Origin of the sequence: Lysobacter soli (genome assembly GCF_003382285.1) — a bacterium.
Lineage (GTDB): Bacteria > Pseudomonadota > Gammaproteobacteria > Xanthomonadales > Xanthomonadaceae > Lysobacter_J > Lysobacter_J soli.
This window is the reverse complement of the sequence record NZ_QTJR01000002.1, coordinates 461,245-477,281: the sequence shown is the minus strand read 5'-3', so window position 1 is coordinate 477,281 and position 16,037 is coordinate 461,245. Positions and strand designations below refer to the sequence as shown.

Sequence of the window (16,037 nt, the reverse complement as noted above, 5' to 3'; positions counted from 1 at the left end):
GTTCAGCGGTCGGCCGTGCGTTCGGCACGGAAGGCGAGCGCGGACGCCGCGATCGCATGCATTGCCAGGGCAACGACGACGTAGGTCATCGTCGTGCGCACGAACAGCGGGCCCCATTGCCACGCGCGCGCCACGTACTCGGCGAAATGCGGATCCGCATAGCGTCCGCCCAGCCAGTAGAACGCGCCGTTGGAGATCGCGAACGACAGCGCCGACGCGACGAACGCCACACCCGTCGTGCCCAGCAGCGAGCGCCACCGCGTGTCGAAGCGGCTTGCGTAGAGCCGCCCGGCGTACCAGAGCACGCCGTATGCCGGGAGCAGGAACGAGTACGCCGGCGTCACGCAGAAATCGCTGACGCCGGCGTGTTCGATCGCGATCCAGTCGATGACCACCGCCAGTGCGATGAACGCCGCGAACTGCCAGTGCTTCCGCAGGTAAAGCCCGCCGAGGAAGAACAGCGCCATCGACGCATCCGGCAGGTGCAGCACGTCGCCGAAGTGATGGAAGCGCGTGGCGACCATGAACGTCGCGAACGCGGCGAACAGTGTCAGGTTGACGTTGCGTGGCAGGGGTTTCATCGACGACCTCGCAGGTGATGTCGTCCGATCAGCGGACGACGGGTTGATAGCGGACGGTCAGCAGCCAGGTGCGACCGGGCTGGTTGTAGAGCGCGGCGGTTTCGTAGCGCTTGTCGAACGCGTTGCGCAGCGTGGCCTGCACGCTCCACCCATCGGTGATCGCGAAGCCGACGCGGAAGTCGGCCAGCCCATAACCGGCCAACCGCGTGGTGTTGGTCAGGTTGTCGTAGCGCTCGCCCGCGCCGGTGACGCTCGCGCCAGCACTGAACCGCCCGAAACGCCGGTCGGCATCGATGCGGCCGGACTGCTTCGCGCGACGCGGCAGCACGTTGCCGTGGCTGGCGTTGTCGCCGTCGTTGACCGGATCCAGCCACGTCAGGCTCGTGCGCAGGTTCCAGTCCCACCACGTGACGCCTGCGACCGCTTCGGCGCCGCGGATGCGCGCGCGATCGATGTTGTTCGGCCCGCCCATGTCGCCCAGCGAGGCATCGAAGGCGATCAGGTCGTCGATCTTCGTCTCGAACGCATTGAGCGACCACGTGCCCCAGCCGTGCTCGCCGCGCAGGCTGAGTTCGACGCTGCGCGAGTTCTCGGGCCCGAGTTCGGGGTTGCCGTAGCCGGGGAAGTACAGTTCGTTGAACGTCGGCGCCTTGAACGCGGTGCCGTAGCTCGCGCCCAGGCGCAGTTCATCGGTGAAGTCCCAGCCCCACAGCACGCTGCCGGTGGTCTTTCCGCCGAACTGGCTGTCGTCGTCGCGGCGCACGCTGGCCTGCAGCGACTGCGTGCCGAAGGCCTGCTGCCATTGGCCGAACACGCCGCGGTTGATCCGGCGATCGCGTTCGTAATCGGTGTTGCTGTCCACGTCGTCGCCAAGCCAGTCGAAGCCGAGCGTGAGCAACCCGGACGCAACGTCGACATCGGCCTGCAACGAACCGAGCTCACGTCGCGTGTCGAACGTCGACGAATACTCGCCGTCGAGGAAGTTCTCGCTCAGGTCCGCGCTGGTGCCGACGCTCGCGGTGAACTCCGCGCGTTCGCTCGGCACGTAGCGGACGCGAGCGCCGACGACCTGCTGCACCGTGTCGGCTTCGTTGTTGACGCTGCCGTCGTACTCGTTGTGGCCTTCCGCGCGGAAGGCGCGCAGGTCGGCGTCCCAGCGCTCGGAGAAGCGCATGCCGCCCTGCAGCGCTAGCGAACTGTTGCGATAGCCGTCCTTGTCAGGATCGAAGTTGCGGGTGCCGCGATACGCGTTGATGCCGTCGGTGTTTTCATGCGCGGCATTGACGACGTACCAGCCGCCGCGTGATTCATCCTGCGACGTTCCACTCAACCCGGCAGCGAATCGCTGCGTGTTCTCGCTGCCCACGGCCGCGCTGGCACTCGGCGTAAACGTGCCTTGCGGGCGACGGGTGAAGATCTGGATCACGCCGCCGATCGCTTCGGACCCATAGAGGCTGGAGAAGGGCCCGCGGACGATCTCCACCCGTTCAATCTGTTCGACCGGGATGTCCTGCAGCGATGCGCCGCCGCTGGTGGCCGACCCGATCTTCACGCCATCGACGAGCACCAGCACGTGGTCGGATTCGGTACCGCGCAGGAACACCGACGTCGATTTGCCCGGCCCGCCGTTGTTGGCCATCGAAATGCCCGCGCGACCGGTCAGCAGGTCGGGCAGCGAGGCCGGCTGCAGGCGTTCGATCTCCTCGCGCGCGATGACGGTGATCGCGGCGAGCGCCTGGTCCTGCGTCTGCGCAGTGCGGGTGGCGGTGACGACGACCTGGTCCAGGTCGGTGGCGGCGTCGGCCCATGCGGGCGATGCGGAAAAAACACACGACAACAGCGAAACCGCCAGCGCGCGGCGGCGGAACAACCGGTGATGCGGATGCACGAGCACACTCCTTGACCGCGCCTGCCCGCGCGGGAACGTTGGAAAGGACAGGCGGAAGGACGGCGTGATGACGGCGCACGGAGAGATCATGGCCGCATGACATTCGCCCACCGCATGTCACGTCGCACCAGGGCCGGTCTCCGGGCTCGCGAGCGAAGGCAGGAGTTCCTGCGCTTCCGGTCCGCGCCTTCCCATGCGTGAGCACAGTGGCTGTGTGCGGAACCTTGTCTCGCCTACCGTTGCGGGGGCAGCTCCGGAATTGCCACGAAGGGCGCACCGGATTCCCGTTTCAACCACCGGACAAGCCGGCGGTCACCTTGGGCGCGGGCATGGTAACAGCATCGGACGCTCCGGCAACCTGCGTGGCCGCCTGTAAAAAGGAAAAGCCCCGCAGAGGCTGCGGGGCTTTCGTTGGCGGCGCTCGTCGATGCCGACGCGTGTCAGTCCCTGCGGAATACCGGCTGCCCGCCCTGCGCTTCGACGTGCACTGTGTCGCCGCTGGTGAACTCGCCGGCGAGGATCTTCGATGCCAGCGGATTCTCCAGCTGCTGCTGGATCGCCCGCTTCAACGGACGCGCGCCGTAGACCGGATCGAAGCCGACGTTGCCGAGCAGGTTCAGCGCATCGTCCGACAGCACCAGCTTCAGGCCGCGCTCGGCGAGGCGCTTTTCCAGTCCGTTGAGCTGGATGCGCGCGATCTGGCGAATCTGCTGCTTGTCCAGCGGATGGAAGACGACGATGTCGTCGAGGCGATTGATGAACTCCGGACGGAAGTGCGACTGCACCACGCCCATCACCGCGCTCTTCATCTGCAGGTAGGCCTGCGGCGTATCGTCGCCAGACATCTCCTGGATCATCTGGCTGCCGAGGTTGCTCGTCATCACGATGACCGTGTTGCGGAAATCCACCGTGCGGCCCTGGCCGTCGGTGAGGCGGCCATCGTCCAGCACCTGCAACAGGATGTTGAACACGTCCGGATGCGCCTTCTCGACTTCGTCGAGCAGGATCACGCTGTACGGGCGACGACGCACCGCTTCGGTGAGGTAACCGCCCTCTTCATAGCCGACGTAGCCCGGGGGCGCGCCGACGAGGCGGCTCACCGAGTGCTTCTCCATGAACTCGCTCATGTCGATGCGCACCATCGCATCGGAGGAGTCGAACAGGAATTCGGCCAGCGCCTTGCACAGTTCCGTCTTGCCCACGCCCGTCGGGCCGAGGAACAGGAACGAGCCCGACGGCCGGTTCGGATCCGACAACCCCGCGCGCGAACGACGCACCGCGTCGGACACGACCTTGATCGCCTCTTCCTGCCCGACCACGCGCGTGTGCAGCTGCTCTTCCATGCGCAGCAGTTTCTCGCGCTCGCCTTCGAGCATCTTGCTGACCGGAATGCCCGTCCAGCGCGCGACGACCTCGGCGATTTCCTCCGCGGTCACTTTGTCCTGCAGCAGCGTGAAGCCCTTGGTTTCGGCCTCCTGCGCGGCGCGCAGCTGCTTTTCGAGTTCGGGCAGCGTGCCGTACTGGATCTCGCTCATCTTCGCGAAGTCCTGCCGGCGCTGCGCGGCTTCGAGTTCGAGCTTGGCCTGCTCGATCTGCTCCTTGATCTTCGTGGCACCCTGCAGCGTGGCCTTTTCGGCCCTCCACACTTCTTCCAGGTCGTTGAACTCGCGCTCCAGGCGCGCGATCTCGTCTTCCAGGTCGGCCAGTCGCTGACGGGATTCGGCGTCCTTCTCCTTCTTCAGCGCCTCGCGCTGGATCTTGAGCTGGATGAGTCGACGTTCCTTGCGATCGAGCTCCTCCGGCTTGGAGTCGATCTCCATGCGGATGCGCGATGCCGCCTCGTCCATCAGGTCGATGGCCTTGTCCGGCAGCTGGCGATCGCTGATGTAGCGGTTGGACAGCGTGGCCGCGGCGACGATCGCCGGATCGGTGATCTCCACGCCGTGGTGCACGGCGTACTTCTCCTTCAGTCCGCGCAGGATCGCGATGGTGTCTTCCACGCTCGGCTCGCCGACGAACACCTTCTGGAAGCGGCGTTCGAGCGCGGCGTCCTTCTCGATGTACTGGCGGTATTCGTCCAGCGTCGTGGCACCGATGCAGTGCAGCTCGCCACGCGCGAGCGCGGGCTTGAGCATGTTGCCGGCGTCCATCGCGCCTTCGGCCTTGCCGGCGCCGACCATCGTGTGCAGTTCGTCGATGAACAGGATGATCTGGCCTTCGTTCTTCGCCAGGTCGTTGAGCACGGCCTTCAGGCGCTCCTCGAATTCGCCGCGGAACTTCGCACCGGCGATCAACGCGCCCATGTCGAGCGAAAGCACGCGCTTTCCGCGCAGGCCTTCGGGCACTTCGCCGTTGATGATGCGCTGCGCGAGGCCTTCGACGATCGCCGTCTTGCCCACGCCGGGTTCGCCGATCAGCACCGGATTGTTCTTGGTGCGACGCTGCAGCACCTGGATGGTGCGACGGATCTCCTCATCGCGACCGATAACCGGATCGAGCTTTCCGTTCTCCGCGCGCGCGGTGAGGTCGATGGTGTACTTCTCCAGCGCCTGGCGCTGGTCTTCGGCATTTTCGGACTGCACGCTTTCGCCTCCGCGGACCTTGGCGATGGCCGCTTCGAGTTTGTCCTTGCTGGCGCCGGCGGCCTTCAGTGCGCGGCCGACGTCGCCGTTGTCGTCCAGCGCGGCCAGCACGAAGAGTTCGCTGGCGATGAACGCATCGCCGCGCTGCTGCGCGAGCTTGTCGGTGACATTGAGCAGGCGCGACAGGTCGTTGCCGACGCTGATCTGCCCGGCCTGTCCCGTCACTTTCGGCAGCTTTTCCAGCGCTTCGCCGAGGCGTTCGCGCAGCAGCGGCACGTTGACGCCGGCCTGCGCGAGCAGCGGGCGCGTGCTGCCGCCGTCCTGGTCGAGCAGCGCCGTCATCAGGTGCACGGGTTCGATGATGGTGTGGTCGCGGCCGAGCGCCAGCGACTGCGCGTCCTGCAGTGCCTGCTGGAAGCGCGAGGTGAGTTTGTCCATTCGCATGGAGGATTCCCTTGTCACTTGGTGGCGGCCGGCAATACGCGACCGCGGATGTGCACCAGATGCGGGCTCGCCTTGCCCGATTCAACGCCCGGGCCCGCGGATCGCCGTCATTACGACGCGTCCACTTCATGCTGACATGCCCGTGTTCACAATGCGTGCATGTCCACGCCGACCCTCTCCCTGCCCGCCCCGCCCGCGGTGTCCTCCGAATGGGCGCTGTTCCTCGATGTCGACGGCACGCTGCTGGATTTCGCCGATGTTCCGGGCGACGTGGCGGTGGACCCGGGCCTCATCGATGTGCTCGCCGTGCTGCACGGGCGCTTGGATGGCGCGCTCGCGCTGGTGAGCGGCCGGCGCCTGGCGCAGCTGGATGAGCTGTTCGCCCCGCTGAAACTGCCCGCCGTCGGCCTGCACGGGCTGGAACGGCGCGAGGACGGGCACCAGGAACGCCATCCGCGCCCGGTGGCGCTCGACCAGGCCGTGGCCTGGGGCCGGGCGCTTGCTCAGCGGTATCCGGGCGCGCGCGTCGAGGACAAGGGCACCACGATCGCGCTGCACTGGCGTGCCGCGCCCGACGCGGAAGACCTGCTGCGCCAGTACGCCGACTCGATCCTGATCGAGCTGCCCGGCTATCACCTGCAGCACGGGAACATGGTCGTGGAACTGCGTCCCGATGGCGCCCACAAGGGCAGCGCGGTGGTCGACCTGCTCGCGCATCCGCCGTTCCACGGCCGACGTCCGGTGTTCGTGGGCGACGACCTGACCGACGAACACGCGTTCCAGGCGGTCTGCAGCCATGCGGGCTTCGGCGTGCTCGTGGGCTCGCGCCAACCGAGCGCGGCGCGCTACGCGCTGCACGATCCGGCCGCGGTGCGCGCGTGGCTGGAGGAAGGCCTCGACCTCGCATGACCCACGCATCACGCAACGTGATCACAGACCTGGAGAACGGATGAGCCCGACCGCCCTTCCTTCGAGCCTCGAGCTTGGCCTGATCGGCAACTGCAGCATCGCCGCGCTCGTCGACCAGCACGCGCGCATCGTGTGGGGCTGCGTGCCGGCGTTCGACGGCGACCCGGTCTTCTGCGGCCTGCTTTCGCCGCGCGAACACGAAGGCGGCGACTGGTCGATCGAACTGGAAGGCTTCGTGTCGGCCGAGCAGTCCTACATCCCCAACACCGCGATGCTGCGCACCGTGTTGCGCGACGCGAACGGCGGTGCGGTGGAGATCGTCGACTTCGCCCCGCGCTGGCACCAGAACGACCGCTTCTACCGTCCGGTGATGCTGATGCGCCGCCTGCGTCCGCTGTCGGGCACGCCGCGCATCCGCGTGCACCTGCGCCCGCTCGCCGAGTACGGTTCGGTGAAGCCGGAAACGACGTGGGGCAGCAACCACATCCGCTACCTCATTCCCGAATTCACGCTGCGCATGACCAGCGACGTCCCCGTGCGCCTGGTACGCGATTCGCTGCCGTTCGTGCTCGATCGCGATGCGCATTTCGTGCTCGGCCCGGACGAAACCCTGACGCAGTCGGTGTCGGGCTTCGTGCGCATGGCCGAAGAGCAGACGCTCAATTACTGGCGCAGCTGGGTGCGCAATCTTTCCATTCCGCTGGAATGGCAGGAGGCGGTGATCCGCAGCGCGATCACGCTCAAGCTGTGCCAGTACGACGAGACCGGCGCCATCGTCGCCGCGATGACGACCTCGATCCCCGAGGCGGCGAACACCGTGCGCAACTGGGATTACCGCTTCTGCTGGCTGCGTGATTCGGCCTTCGTCGTGCGCGCGCTCAACCGCCTCGGCGCGACGCGCACGATGGAGGAGTACCTGCGTTACCTCGCCAACATCGCGTCGGACGATGGCGAGCTGCAACCGCTCTACGGCATCGGCTACGAACGGCAGCTGGCCGAATCGGAAGTCGAATCGCTCGCCGGTTATCGCGGCATGGGCCCGGTACGACGCGGAAACCTGGCGTGGCTGCAGAAGCAGCACGACGTGTACGGCAGCGTGGTGCTTGCCACCACGCAGCTGTTCTTCGATACGCGACTGGCGCGCGTGGGCGACGCCTCGATCTTCGCCCGACTCGAGCCCGTGGGCGAAGCCGCCTACGCGCTGCACGACAAGCCCGACGCGGGGCTGTGGGAATTCCGCGGCCGCGAGGAAGTGCATACCTATTCCAGCGTGATGTGCTGGGCCGCGTGCGACCGGCTCGCGCGCATTGCCGTGCACCTGAAGCTCGCACCGCAAGTTCAGTTGTGGCGCCAGCGCGCGGACGAGATGCACGCGCGCATCGTCGCGCATGCGTACAACGAGGAACTAGGGCATTTCGTCGAATCCCTCGACGGCAATCGCCTCGACGCCTCGCTGCTGCTGCTCGCCGATCTCGGCTTCGTCAAACCGGACGACCCGCGTTTCGTCCGCACCGTCGAGGCTATCGGCAAGGGCCTCAAGCGCGGCGACGCGCTGTTCCGCTACGTGATGCCCGACGATTTCGGCGCGCCGGAAACGAGCTTCACGATCTGCACCTTCTGGTACATCGACGCGCTCGCGTCGATCGGCAGGCACGAGGAAGCGAGGTCGCTGTTCGAGCGCATCCTCGCGCGGCGCAACCACCTCGGCCTGCTGTCGGAAGACCTGGAATTCGACGGCGGCGAAGCGTGGGGCAATTTCCCGCAGACGTACTCACACGTCGGTCTCATCAACGCCGCCATGCGCCTGTCGCGGCCCTGGCAGGATGCGGCATGAGTCGTCTGGTCGTCGTTTCGAATCGGGTTGCGGTCCCTGGAGTCAGCAGTGCCGGCGGATTGGCGGTGGCCCTGCAGGCCGCGCTGGAGGAAACCGGCGGTATGTGGTTCGGCTGGAGCGGCCGCATCGACCCGAGCGATTCCGGGCAGGTGCACGAACACGACGCCGGCAACATCCGTTACGTCACGGTCGATCTGTCCAAGCGCGACCACGACGACTACTACAACGGCTTCGCCAACCGCACGCTGTGGCCGCTGCTGCATTTCCGCGTGGACCTGGTCGACTACAGCCGCATCACCTACGCCGCGTATCGCCGCGTCAATGCGCTGTTCGCCGAGAAGCTCGCGCCCTTGCTGCGCGACGACGACATCGTCTGGATCCATGACTACCACCTGATCCCGATGGCGAAGCTGCTGCGCGAGCTCGGCGTGAAGTGCCGGCTGGGCTTCTTCCTGCACGTGCCGATGCCCTCGTCGGACCTGCTCGCCGCGCTGCCGCAGCACGAGCGGCTGTTCGAAGGCCTGTCGTCGTACGACCTCATCGGCTTCCAGACCGAGCGCGACCTGGAGCGCTTCCAGGACTACGTGCGCCTGTTCGGCCGCGGCCGCGTGATCTCGCACGGCGTGCTCGAAACGCACAAGGGCAAGCGCCTGCGCGCGGGCGCGTTCCCGATCAGCATCGACACCGCGCAGATCGAGGAACAGGCGCGCGCGGCCGCAAGCAAGGTCGGCGTAAAGCGGCTGGCGACGAGCCTGTCCGGGCGCGAGCTCGCGATCGGCGTGGACCGGCTGGATTATTCGAAGGGACTACCGGAACGCTTCCGTTCCTTCGGGCGATTCCTGAAGCGCCATCCCGAACACCGCGGCAAGCTGACGTTCCTGCAGATCGCGCCGGTCTCGCGCGGCGAGGTGCTCGAATACCAGAAGCTGCGCAGCGAGCTGGAGCAGTTGTCGGGCCACATAAACGGCGCGCACGCCGAGCCCGACTGGACGCCGGTGCGCTACGTCAACCGCAACTACCCGCATCCAACGTTGACCGGTTTCTACCGGCTTTCGCGCGTGGGGCTGGTGACGCCGCTGCGCGACGGCATGAACCTGGTGGCGAAGGAGTACGTGGCCGCGCAGGACCCGAAGGATCCCGGCGTGCTCGTGCTGTCGACCTTTGCAGGCGCCGCGCGCGAGCTCGGCGCGGCGCTGCTGGTCAATCCCTACGACATGGACGGCGTTGCCGACGCGCTCGCCACCGCGATGGAAATGCCGCTGGAAGAACGCCGCGAGCGCTACGAAACGATGATGGCCGTGTTGCGCGAGAACGACATCACGGCCTGGCGCCGGAAGTACCTGGCGGCATTGCGGGAGCCGATCTAGGGCGGCTCCCTGCAGCCCTCACCCGCACGCGGGAGAGGGCTCGAGATCAAACGCGCGCGGTGGGCTGCAGGATCTCCACCCAGTAACCGTCGGGATCCTTGATGAAGGCGATGTCCTTCATGCGTCCGTCGGTCAGGCGCTTCTGGAACGCGACGCCAAGTTGCTCGAAGCGCGCGCACGCCGCTTCCACGTCCGGCACCGACACGCAGATATGACCGAAGCCGCGCGGCTCGGCGTTGCCGTCGTGGTAGCGGAATTCCGCATCGGACTCGGTGCCGTGGTTGTGCGTGAGTTCGAGCACGCCGCGCTGGCTCAGCAGCCACTGGCCGCGCGCAGGTTCTTCGGCGGGGATCTGCGACGGGTCATCCACCAGCACCAGGAAGTACAGGCTGAACTTCGCCTCATCGAAATCGCGCCGGCGCACCAGCGTGAAACCGAGCACGCGCGTGTAGAAGTCCAGCGACTTCGCGATGTCCTTCACGCGCAGCATCGTGTGGTTGAAGACGAAACCGTGCGTGGCCGCATCGCGCGCGGCGACGCCCGGGGTGGCGTTGATTTGTTCCTGCAGGGACATGGATCGGTTCTTCGTGGGGGATCGGGATAACGAGATAAGGCCGGAAGGCCGCGCGATCAATGTGCGCGGTCGGTCGATTCCAGATGCTCCGGCGGGGACTGCCGCTGCAACGACAGCAGCCCCAGCAGCACAGCCAGCGCAACGTACGCGCCGGCGAACTGCCACGCGATGGCGCGACGCAGGCCGTCGAGCATCCACGGCCAGTAGATACTGCCGCGCGGATCGACCGAGTGGATGAAGCCGAACAGCGTCAGCACGGCGCCGATCAGCAGCACCACGGCGGCGCGGCGGAAGCGGTGGTCGATCATCGCCACCAGCGCGGTGGACCAGATCATCGCGGTGATGATGAAGCCGTTGCCGAGCGTCACGATCGTCGCGAGGTCCGGCAGGCCGTGACCGTCGACGCCTTCGTACAGCGCGGCGAATCGATCCGGCGCGATCCACGCCGGATTGCCCAGCTTGATCACCAGCAGGTAGGCGACCGACGGCAGGAACGCCAGCGCGACCGCGAGCGCGTGCCGACGCGGGCTGTCGTGGAATGCCTGCACGGTGATGTCCATGCCGACGTAGACGATGATCGGCGCGAGCACGGCGATCGGCAGCCACTGCACCAGCCCCGACACGTAACCGAAGATGCCGCCGAGACCGATGAAAAGACCCGTCAGCAGCGTGTAGCCCATGCGCGCGCCCATGTGCTTGTACGCAGGCTGGCCGATGTACGGCGTGGTCTGCGCGACGCCGCCGCAGAAGCCCGCGACCAGTGTCGCCACCGCTTCGGCGAGCAGCACGTCGCGCGTGCGGTAATTGTCGCCGGCAGCGCGCGCGCTTTCGCTCACGTTGATCCCGCCGACCACCATCAGCAGGCCGAACGGGAGCAGCAGCGGAAGGTACGGGACGGTGTACGGCAAACCGTCGAGGAACTGCAGCGTCGGCAGCGGCAGCGTGAAGCGCAGCGGTGCGGCGTCGGGCAGCTTGAAGCCCGGCGTGCCGAGGCCGGCGATGCCGAGCCCGTAATACAGCACGGTGCCGACGATGAAGGCGAACAGCACGCCGGGCATGCGGATCGGCAGCTTGCCCTTCGCCACCAGCACATACATCAGCAGGCCGAAGGTGACGAGGCCCACGACCGGCGAGCGCAGCGTTTCGATCAGCGGCAGGAAGCCCAGCAGCGCAAGCGCCGCGCCGCCGATGGAGCCCAGCAGCGCCGCGCGCGGCACCGCCCGCGTGATGGCATCGCCGAAGAACGACAGCACGAGTTTGAGCAGCCCCATCACGACCAGCGACGCCATGCCGAGCTGCCAGGTGGCGTTGGCCGCCGCCGCTTCGTCCATGCCCTGCTGCTTGAACGCCACGAATGCCGGGCCGAGCACCAGCAACGCCATGCCGATGCTGGTCGGCGCATCGAGGCCGAGCGGCATCGCGGTAACGTCGCTGCGTCCGCTCTCGCGCGCGAGGCGATGCGCCATCCACGTGTAGATCAGGTTGCCGATCAGCACGCCGAATGCCGTGCCGGGGAACATGCGCGTGAACACGACGTCGGCCGGGAAGCCGAAGATGCCGATCAACGCGGCGGAGATGAAGCCCAGGATCGACAGGTTGTCGACGACCAGGCCGAAGAAGCCATTGAGGTCGCCGGGGACGAACCAGCGGCGTTGGGTGATGGGCGGCATGGAGGGCTCGCGGCGTGGGATGGGCGGATCGTAGCGGCTTTGCCCCCTTCCCCGCCCGAAGGATCCGGAATGACGACATGCGCGTGCCGCGATGGCGCGTCTGTCGGCGCTTGCGTCTAGAACGAAACCTCGACCGCCGAGCGGGCCCACAGCACCGACTCGTGCCCGGTCATGCGCTTCCACGCGAGGCGGATCGCCTCGATGTCCTCCCGCCGCCTGGCGCCGTCCTCGTGCAGCACCACGAGCACCTTGACGCGTTGCCGCACCAGGCGTCCGTCCTGCTGGAAGCGCCACTGGCCGTACCCATCCAGCACCGTCAGCCCATCGGGAAAGCGCGGCGTGACTTCGGCATCGAGGAACGCGCGCCACCGCGCATCGTCGATCACGCCGGTGCCGTCCTCGTTGCCGACGGCGAAGTACAGCTCGCTGCGGATCCAGCCGGACGATTGCGCGGGCCGGGACGCATCGCCGTGCATCGAGGCGGTCGTCGCGCAGCCGTTCAGCACCGCGGCGAAGAGCAACGTCGCAAGCAGAATGCGGAAGCGCGTCATGGAAGGAATCTCGCCATCTGGCCCGGCGGCGGCAACGCGCAGGCGTCGTATCGACCGAATACCCGATACCGGTTGCGCGCGAACCAGCGGTACAGGCGGTCGCGCATGCCGCGCGGCAACACGCGCAGCAGCGTGGCGAGCCGCCATGCGCCGCCGAGGCCGGACAGCACACGCATCATCGCGTCCGTGTCGGTCCACGCGATGCCATTCTCGACCAGCAGGAACGACGCTGGGTCGTCAGCGTCCAGCCCATGCGCGAACAGCAGCGCACGACCGGTTTCGCCCTGCATCGCCGCAAAGCGGTAACGGCCGCGCACGTCATGCCGGAGCAGGAAGCGCACCCAGCCGTTGCACAGCACGCATACACCGTCGAAGACGATCACGGCGCCGCTGCCCTGAAGTTCACTCGACATCCAGCCACCCCCGGTAATGCACGAGCCGGCCGATCCACGGCATCGTCGCGAACACGTCGAAACGGTAACGGCGGTCGCGTTCGTACTCGCGTGCAATGACTTCATCGAACCAGCGCGGCGGTAATGGCGCGCCTAGCGCACGCACTTTCGCCACACGCCACACGATTGAATTGCCGGCACCGAGCGGCTCGACGTCGAGGCGGAATCCGAACGTCACCAGGCCCAGGCGTTCGCACAGCAGCCCGTCGTCGACCCAAAGGCGCGAGCGCATGGCGCGCCCTTTGATGATGCGCGCCCAGCGTTCGTGATGCGGGCCGCTGTCGATCTCGACGTCGATCGTGCCTCGCCCTGCAACCGGCAAGCGCGTCGCCCACGCAAACAGGCGCGAGAACACGCCATGGCCGCGCTCGACCTCGACCTTGCCGCGATAACGATGAAACCCGGCGCGTTCGTGCAATACGCGCAACGTCCGCGGCAGGTCATCGAAACGCGCCGGAAGCAGCTGACGGTACAGCGGCGTCGGCGCTGAAGCGCTCATCCGCGAGGCTCGATCCAGACCAGCGAGGCCATGCGTCCGCCGCGCTGGTCGCGACGGTGCGAGAAGAAGCGTTGCGGATCGGAAATCGTGCACAGGCCGCCGCCGCGGATGCGATCGGCGCGCATGCCGGCGGCCTGCAGGCGACGCCGCGCGAGTGCGTAGAGATCCACGCGCCAGTGATCCGGCCGCGTGGCGACGAAGGCGCTTTCCGCCCCGACATCGTTCGCGACGAACGCGTCGAAGACCTCGCGCCCGATTTCGTACGCCTGCGGCCCGGCGGCAGGGCCGAGCCACGCCTGCACGCGATCCGGTTGGGTGCGCATCGCAGCCAGCGTGTTTTCGAGCACGCCGCCCGCGAGACCGCGCCAACCCGCGTGTGCGCCGCCGACCTCGCTGCCATCGTCGGCGCAGAACAGCACCGGCAGGCAGTCGGCGGTGAGGATCGCGAGCACGACGCCAGCTTCGGATGTCACCGAGGCATCGGCTTCGACTTCTTCCGTCGAAGGCGCATCGAACCGGTGCACCTGCGTGCCGTGGACCTGACGCAGCCAGCACGGTGCGGACGGCAAGTGCGCGTGTTCGACCAGCAATGCGCGGTTGGCCTGCACCGCCTCGGCTTCGTCGCCGGCGCGCAGGCCGAGGTTGAGGTCGTCGAACGGCGGCCTGGATACACCCAGGCCGTGCCGCAGCGTGGTCAGGCCACGCACGTTCGCCGGCGCCGGCCACTGCGCGTCGATCCAGGCGGCGGCCATCGCGTCAGCGTTCCTTCTCGGCCGCGGCGGCCGTGTCGTCGCGCAGCACGCGGACCAGGTGCGTCAGGTCATCCGGAACCGGCGCGGTGCAGCGCACGGGCTCGCCGGTCACCGGATGCGAGAACTCCAGCGTCTCGGCATGCAGCGCCTGCCGCTTGAAACCGCGCAGCGTCGCGACGAGGTCCTCCGTGGCACCGCGCGGCAGTTTCAGCGGGCCGCCGTACAGCGGGTCGCCGACGATCGGATGCTTCAGGTGCGCCATGTGCACGCGGATCTGGTGCGTGCGGCCGGTTTCGAGGCGGCATTCCAGCAGCGTGTGCGCGCGGAAGCGCTCGCGCAGGCGGAAGTGCGTGACGGCGTCGCGGCCATCCTCGCGCACCGCCATGCGGATGCGGTCGCGCGGATGGCGGTCGATCGGCGCGTTCGCCGTGCCGCCGGAGACCAGCGAACCGACCACCACGGCCAGGTACTGGCGGTGGACTTCGCGCGAGGACAATTGCTCGATCAGCGCCGTGTGCGCCGGCAGCGTGCGCGCGACGACCATGACGCCGGAGGTGTCTTTGTCGAGCCGGTGCACGATGCCCGCGCGCGGCAGCACGTTGAGCGACGGGTCGCGATGCAGCAGCGCGTTGACCAGCGTGCCGGCCGGATTGCCCGCGCCCGGATGCACGACCAGCCCGGCGGGCTTGTTGATCACGATGACGTGCTCGTCCTCGTAGAGGACGTCGAGCGCGATGTCCTCGGGCTCCGAATGCGTCTGGACGTCGAGCTGCGCGTGCAGCGTGACCGTCTCGCCGCCGCGCACCGGATCGCGCGGGCGCACTTCGCGGCCGTCGAGGCGGGCGTCGCCGGACTTGATCCAGGCGGCGAGGCGGGAACGGGAGAAATCCGGGAACAGCTCGGCCAGGACCGCGTCGAAGCGACGGCCGGCGGCGGCGTCCGGAACGGTCGCCTGCATGGGGGCGGCGGGCGCGGGGGATGGGTCGGTCATCGGACGGGCAGGATTCAGGGCAGGCAGGTGTGGACTGCTATTATCCGGTCTTCGTACCTTCGGCGCCCGTCGAGATCCCATGAGCCTACGTTCCGCCCCTTCGCGCCTGCTGGCCCTGCTGCTGATCGTTGCCTTCGCCGGCGTGGGCTGCAGCAAATTCAAAGACAAGGATGCGGACGAGGGTGTCCCGGTCGAGACGCTCTACGAAAAGGCCCACAAGTCGATGACCAACGGCAACTGGGCGGCCGCCGAGACCACGTTCAAGCGCCTGGTCGCGCAGTACCCATACGGCCCGTACACCGAGCAGGCGCTGGTCGAGACCGCCTACGCGCAGTACAAGGCAGGCAAGCACGACGACGCGATCAGCAGCATCGACCGCTTCATCCGCACCTACCCGACGCACAAGAACATCGCGTACATGTACTACCTGCGCGGCCTGTCGAACTCCAGCCGCGACACGGTGTTCCTGCAGAAGGTGTGGACGCTGGACGCCAGCCGCCGCGACCTGGCGACGCCGCTGCAGGCGTTCAACGATTTCTCGATCGTCGCCGACCGCTACCCGAACAGCCGCTACGCCCCCGATGCCCGCATCCGCATGGCCGGCCTGCGCGACATGTTCGCCCGCCACGAGCTCGACACGGCGCTCTATTACCTGCGCCGCACCGCGTACGTCGCCGCGGCCGAGCGCGCCAAGTTCCTGCTGGAAACCTACCCGCAGAGCTCGTACCAGAACGACGCCGTGGCCACGCTAGCCGCCGCCTACGAGGGCCTGGGCAACGAAGTGCTGGCCGCCGACGCGCGCCGCGTGCTGCAGCTCAACGACCCGAGCCACCCGTTCCTCGCCGGCAAGTGGCCGGATTACCCGAGCAACTGGCGCAAGCTCAATCCGTTCGCGGGCGAGAAGTCGGCGCTGGACAACGACTGATTCCGGTCGATCGAAACG

General features: G+C 67.5%; 14 protein-coding genes and 1 riboswitch. Of the genes, 4 read left to right on the top strand and 10 right to left on the bottom strand.

Annotation, left to right across the window (positions count from 1 at the left end; genetic code table 11):
- Positions 1–2: 2 nt before the first annotated feature.
- From DX912_RS05475 to clpB, 3 genes are all read right to left on the bottom strand, one after another.
- Entirely contained in the window at positions 3–581 is a 579-nt protein-coding gene (locus DX912_RS05475; protein WP_115841452.1) for a hypothetical protein, read from the bottom strand.
- A 28-nt stretch (positions 582–609) separates the two neighbouring features.
- The gene (btuB, locus tag DX912_RS05470; protein ID WP_115841451.1) at positions 610–2,559 is read right to left on the bottom strand and encodes a TonB-dependent vitamin B12 receptor; all 1,950 of its coding nucleotides are present in this window, start codon (positions 2,557–2,559) and stop codon (positions 610–612) included.
- Between the two features lie 24 nt (positions 2,560–2,583).
- Positions 2,584–2,804, bottom strand: a riboswitch (cobalamin riboswitch).
- Positions 2,805–2,909: 105 nt separating this feature from the next.
- Complete coding sequence (clpB, locus tag DX912_RS05465; protein WP_115841450.1) at positions 2,910–5,495, bottom strand: ATP-dependent chaperone ClpB; 2,586 nt, start codon at positions 5,493–5,495, stop codon at positions 2,910–2,912.
- A gap of 159 nt (positions 5,496–5,654) precedes the next feature.
- Between clpB and otsB the strand changes: the two genes are divergently transcribed.
- From otsB to otsA, 3 genes are read left to right on the top strand one after another with little or no spacing between them, the layout of a single operon-like run.
- Positions 5,655–6,404, top strand: coding sequence for a trehalose-phosphatase (gene otsB / locus DX912_RS05460; RefSeq protein ID WP_115841449.1), 750 nt, complete (start codon positions 5,655–5,657; stop codon positions 6,402–6,404).
- 40 nt (positions 6,405–6,444) lie between these two features.
- Positions 6,445–8,238 carry a glycoside hydrolase family 15 protein gene (locus tag DX912_RS05455; RefSeq protein WP_115841448.1) on the top strand — a complete coding sequence of 598 codons (1,794 nt, stop codon included), beginning with the start codon at positions 6,445–6,447 and terminating at the stop codon, positions 8,236–8,238.
- Complete coding sequence (otsA, locus tag DX912_RS05450) at positions 8,235–9,605, top strand: alpha,alpha-trehalose-phosphate synthase (UDP-forming) (protein ID WP_115841447.1); 1,371 nt, start codon at positions 8,235–8,237, stop codon at positions 9,603–9,605. The genes DX912_RS05455 and otsA overlap by 4 nt, the downstream gene beginning before the upstream one ends.
- Before the next feature lie 46 nt (positions 9,606–9,651).
- Here otsA and gloA read toward each other — a convergent pair whose 3' ends face one another.
- From gloA to rluD, 7 genes are all read right to left on the bottom strand, one after another.
- Positions 9,652–10,179: a lactoylglutathione lyase gene (gene gloA / locus DX912_RS05445; RefSeq protein WP_115841446.1), complete on the bottom strand. Its 528-nt coding sequence runs from the start codon at positions 10,177–10,179 to the stop codon at positions 9,652–9,654.
- 56 nt (positions 10,180–10,235) lie between these two features.
- The gene (locus DX912_RS05440; protein ID WP_115841445.1) at positions 10,236–11,849 is read right to left on the bottom strand and encodes a SulP family inorganic anion transporter; all 1,614 of its coding nucleotides are present in this window, start codon (positions 11,847–11,849) and stop codon (positions 10,236–10,238) included.
- Positions 11,850–11,965: 116 nt separating this feature from the next.
- Positions 11,966–12,400: a DUF3574 domain-containing protein gene (locus DX912_RS05435; RefSeq protein ID WP_115841444.1), complete on the bottom strand. Its 435-nt coding sequence runs from the start codon at positions 12,398–12,400 to the stop codon at positions 11,966–11,968.
- A complete protein-coding gene (locus DX912_RS05430; RefSeq protein ID WP_181902712.1) occupies positions 12,397–12,813 on the bottom strand; it encodes a thiol-disulfide oxidoreductase DCC family protein in 417 nt (138 codons plus the stop codon). Before DX912_RS05430 ends, DX912_RS05435 begins: the two co-directional genes overlap by 4 nt.
- Positions 12,803–13,351, bottom strand: coding sequence for a DUF4166 domain-containing protein (locus DX912_RS05425; RefSeq protein WP_115841442.1), 549 nt, complete (start codon positions 13,349–13,351; stop codon positions 12,803–12,805). Before DX912_RS05425 ends, DX912_RS05430 begins: the two co-directional genes overlap by 11 nt.
- Positions 13,348–14,103 (bottom strand): peptidoglycan editing factor PgeF, encoded by a 756-nt coding sequence (pgeF, locus tag DX912_RS05420; RefSeq protein WP_115841441.1) that lies wholly within the window; start codon positions 14,101–14,103, stop codon positions 13,348–13,350. Before pgeF ends, DX912_RS05425 begins: the two co-directional genes overlap by 4 nt.
- A gap of 4 nt (positions 14,104–14,107) precedes the next feature.
- Positions 14,108–15,094, bottom strand: coding sequence for a 23S rRNA pseudouridine(1911/1915/1917) synthase RluD (rluD, locus tag DX912_RS05415; RefSeq protein ID WP_115841440.1), 987 nt, complete (start codon positions 15,092–15,094; stop codon positions 14,108–14,110).
- Between the two features lie 79 nt (positions 15,095–15,173).
- On the opposite strand from rluD, the gene DX912_RS05410 reads away from it, so the two are divergent.
- Positions 15,174–16,019 carry an outer membrane protein assembly factor BamD gene (locus DX912_RS05410; protein ID WP_115841439.1) on the top strand — a complete coding sequence of 282 codons (846 nt, stop codon included), beginning with the start codon at positions 15,174–15,176 and terminating at the stop codon, positions 16,017–16,019.
- Positions 16,020–16,037: the final 18 nt, after the last annotated feature.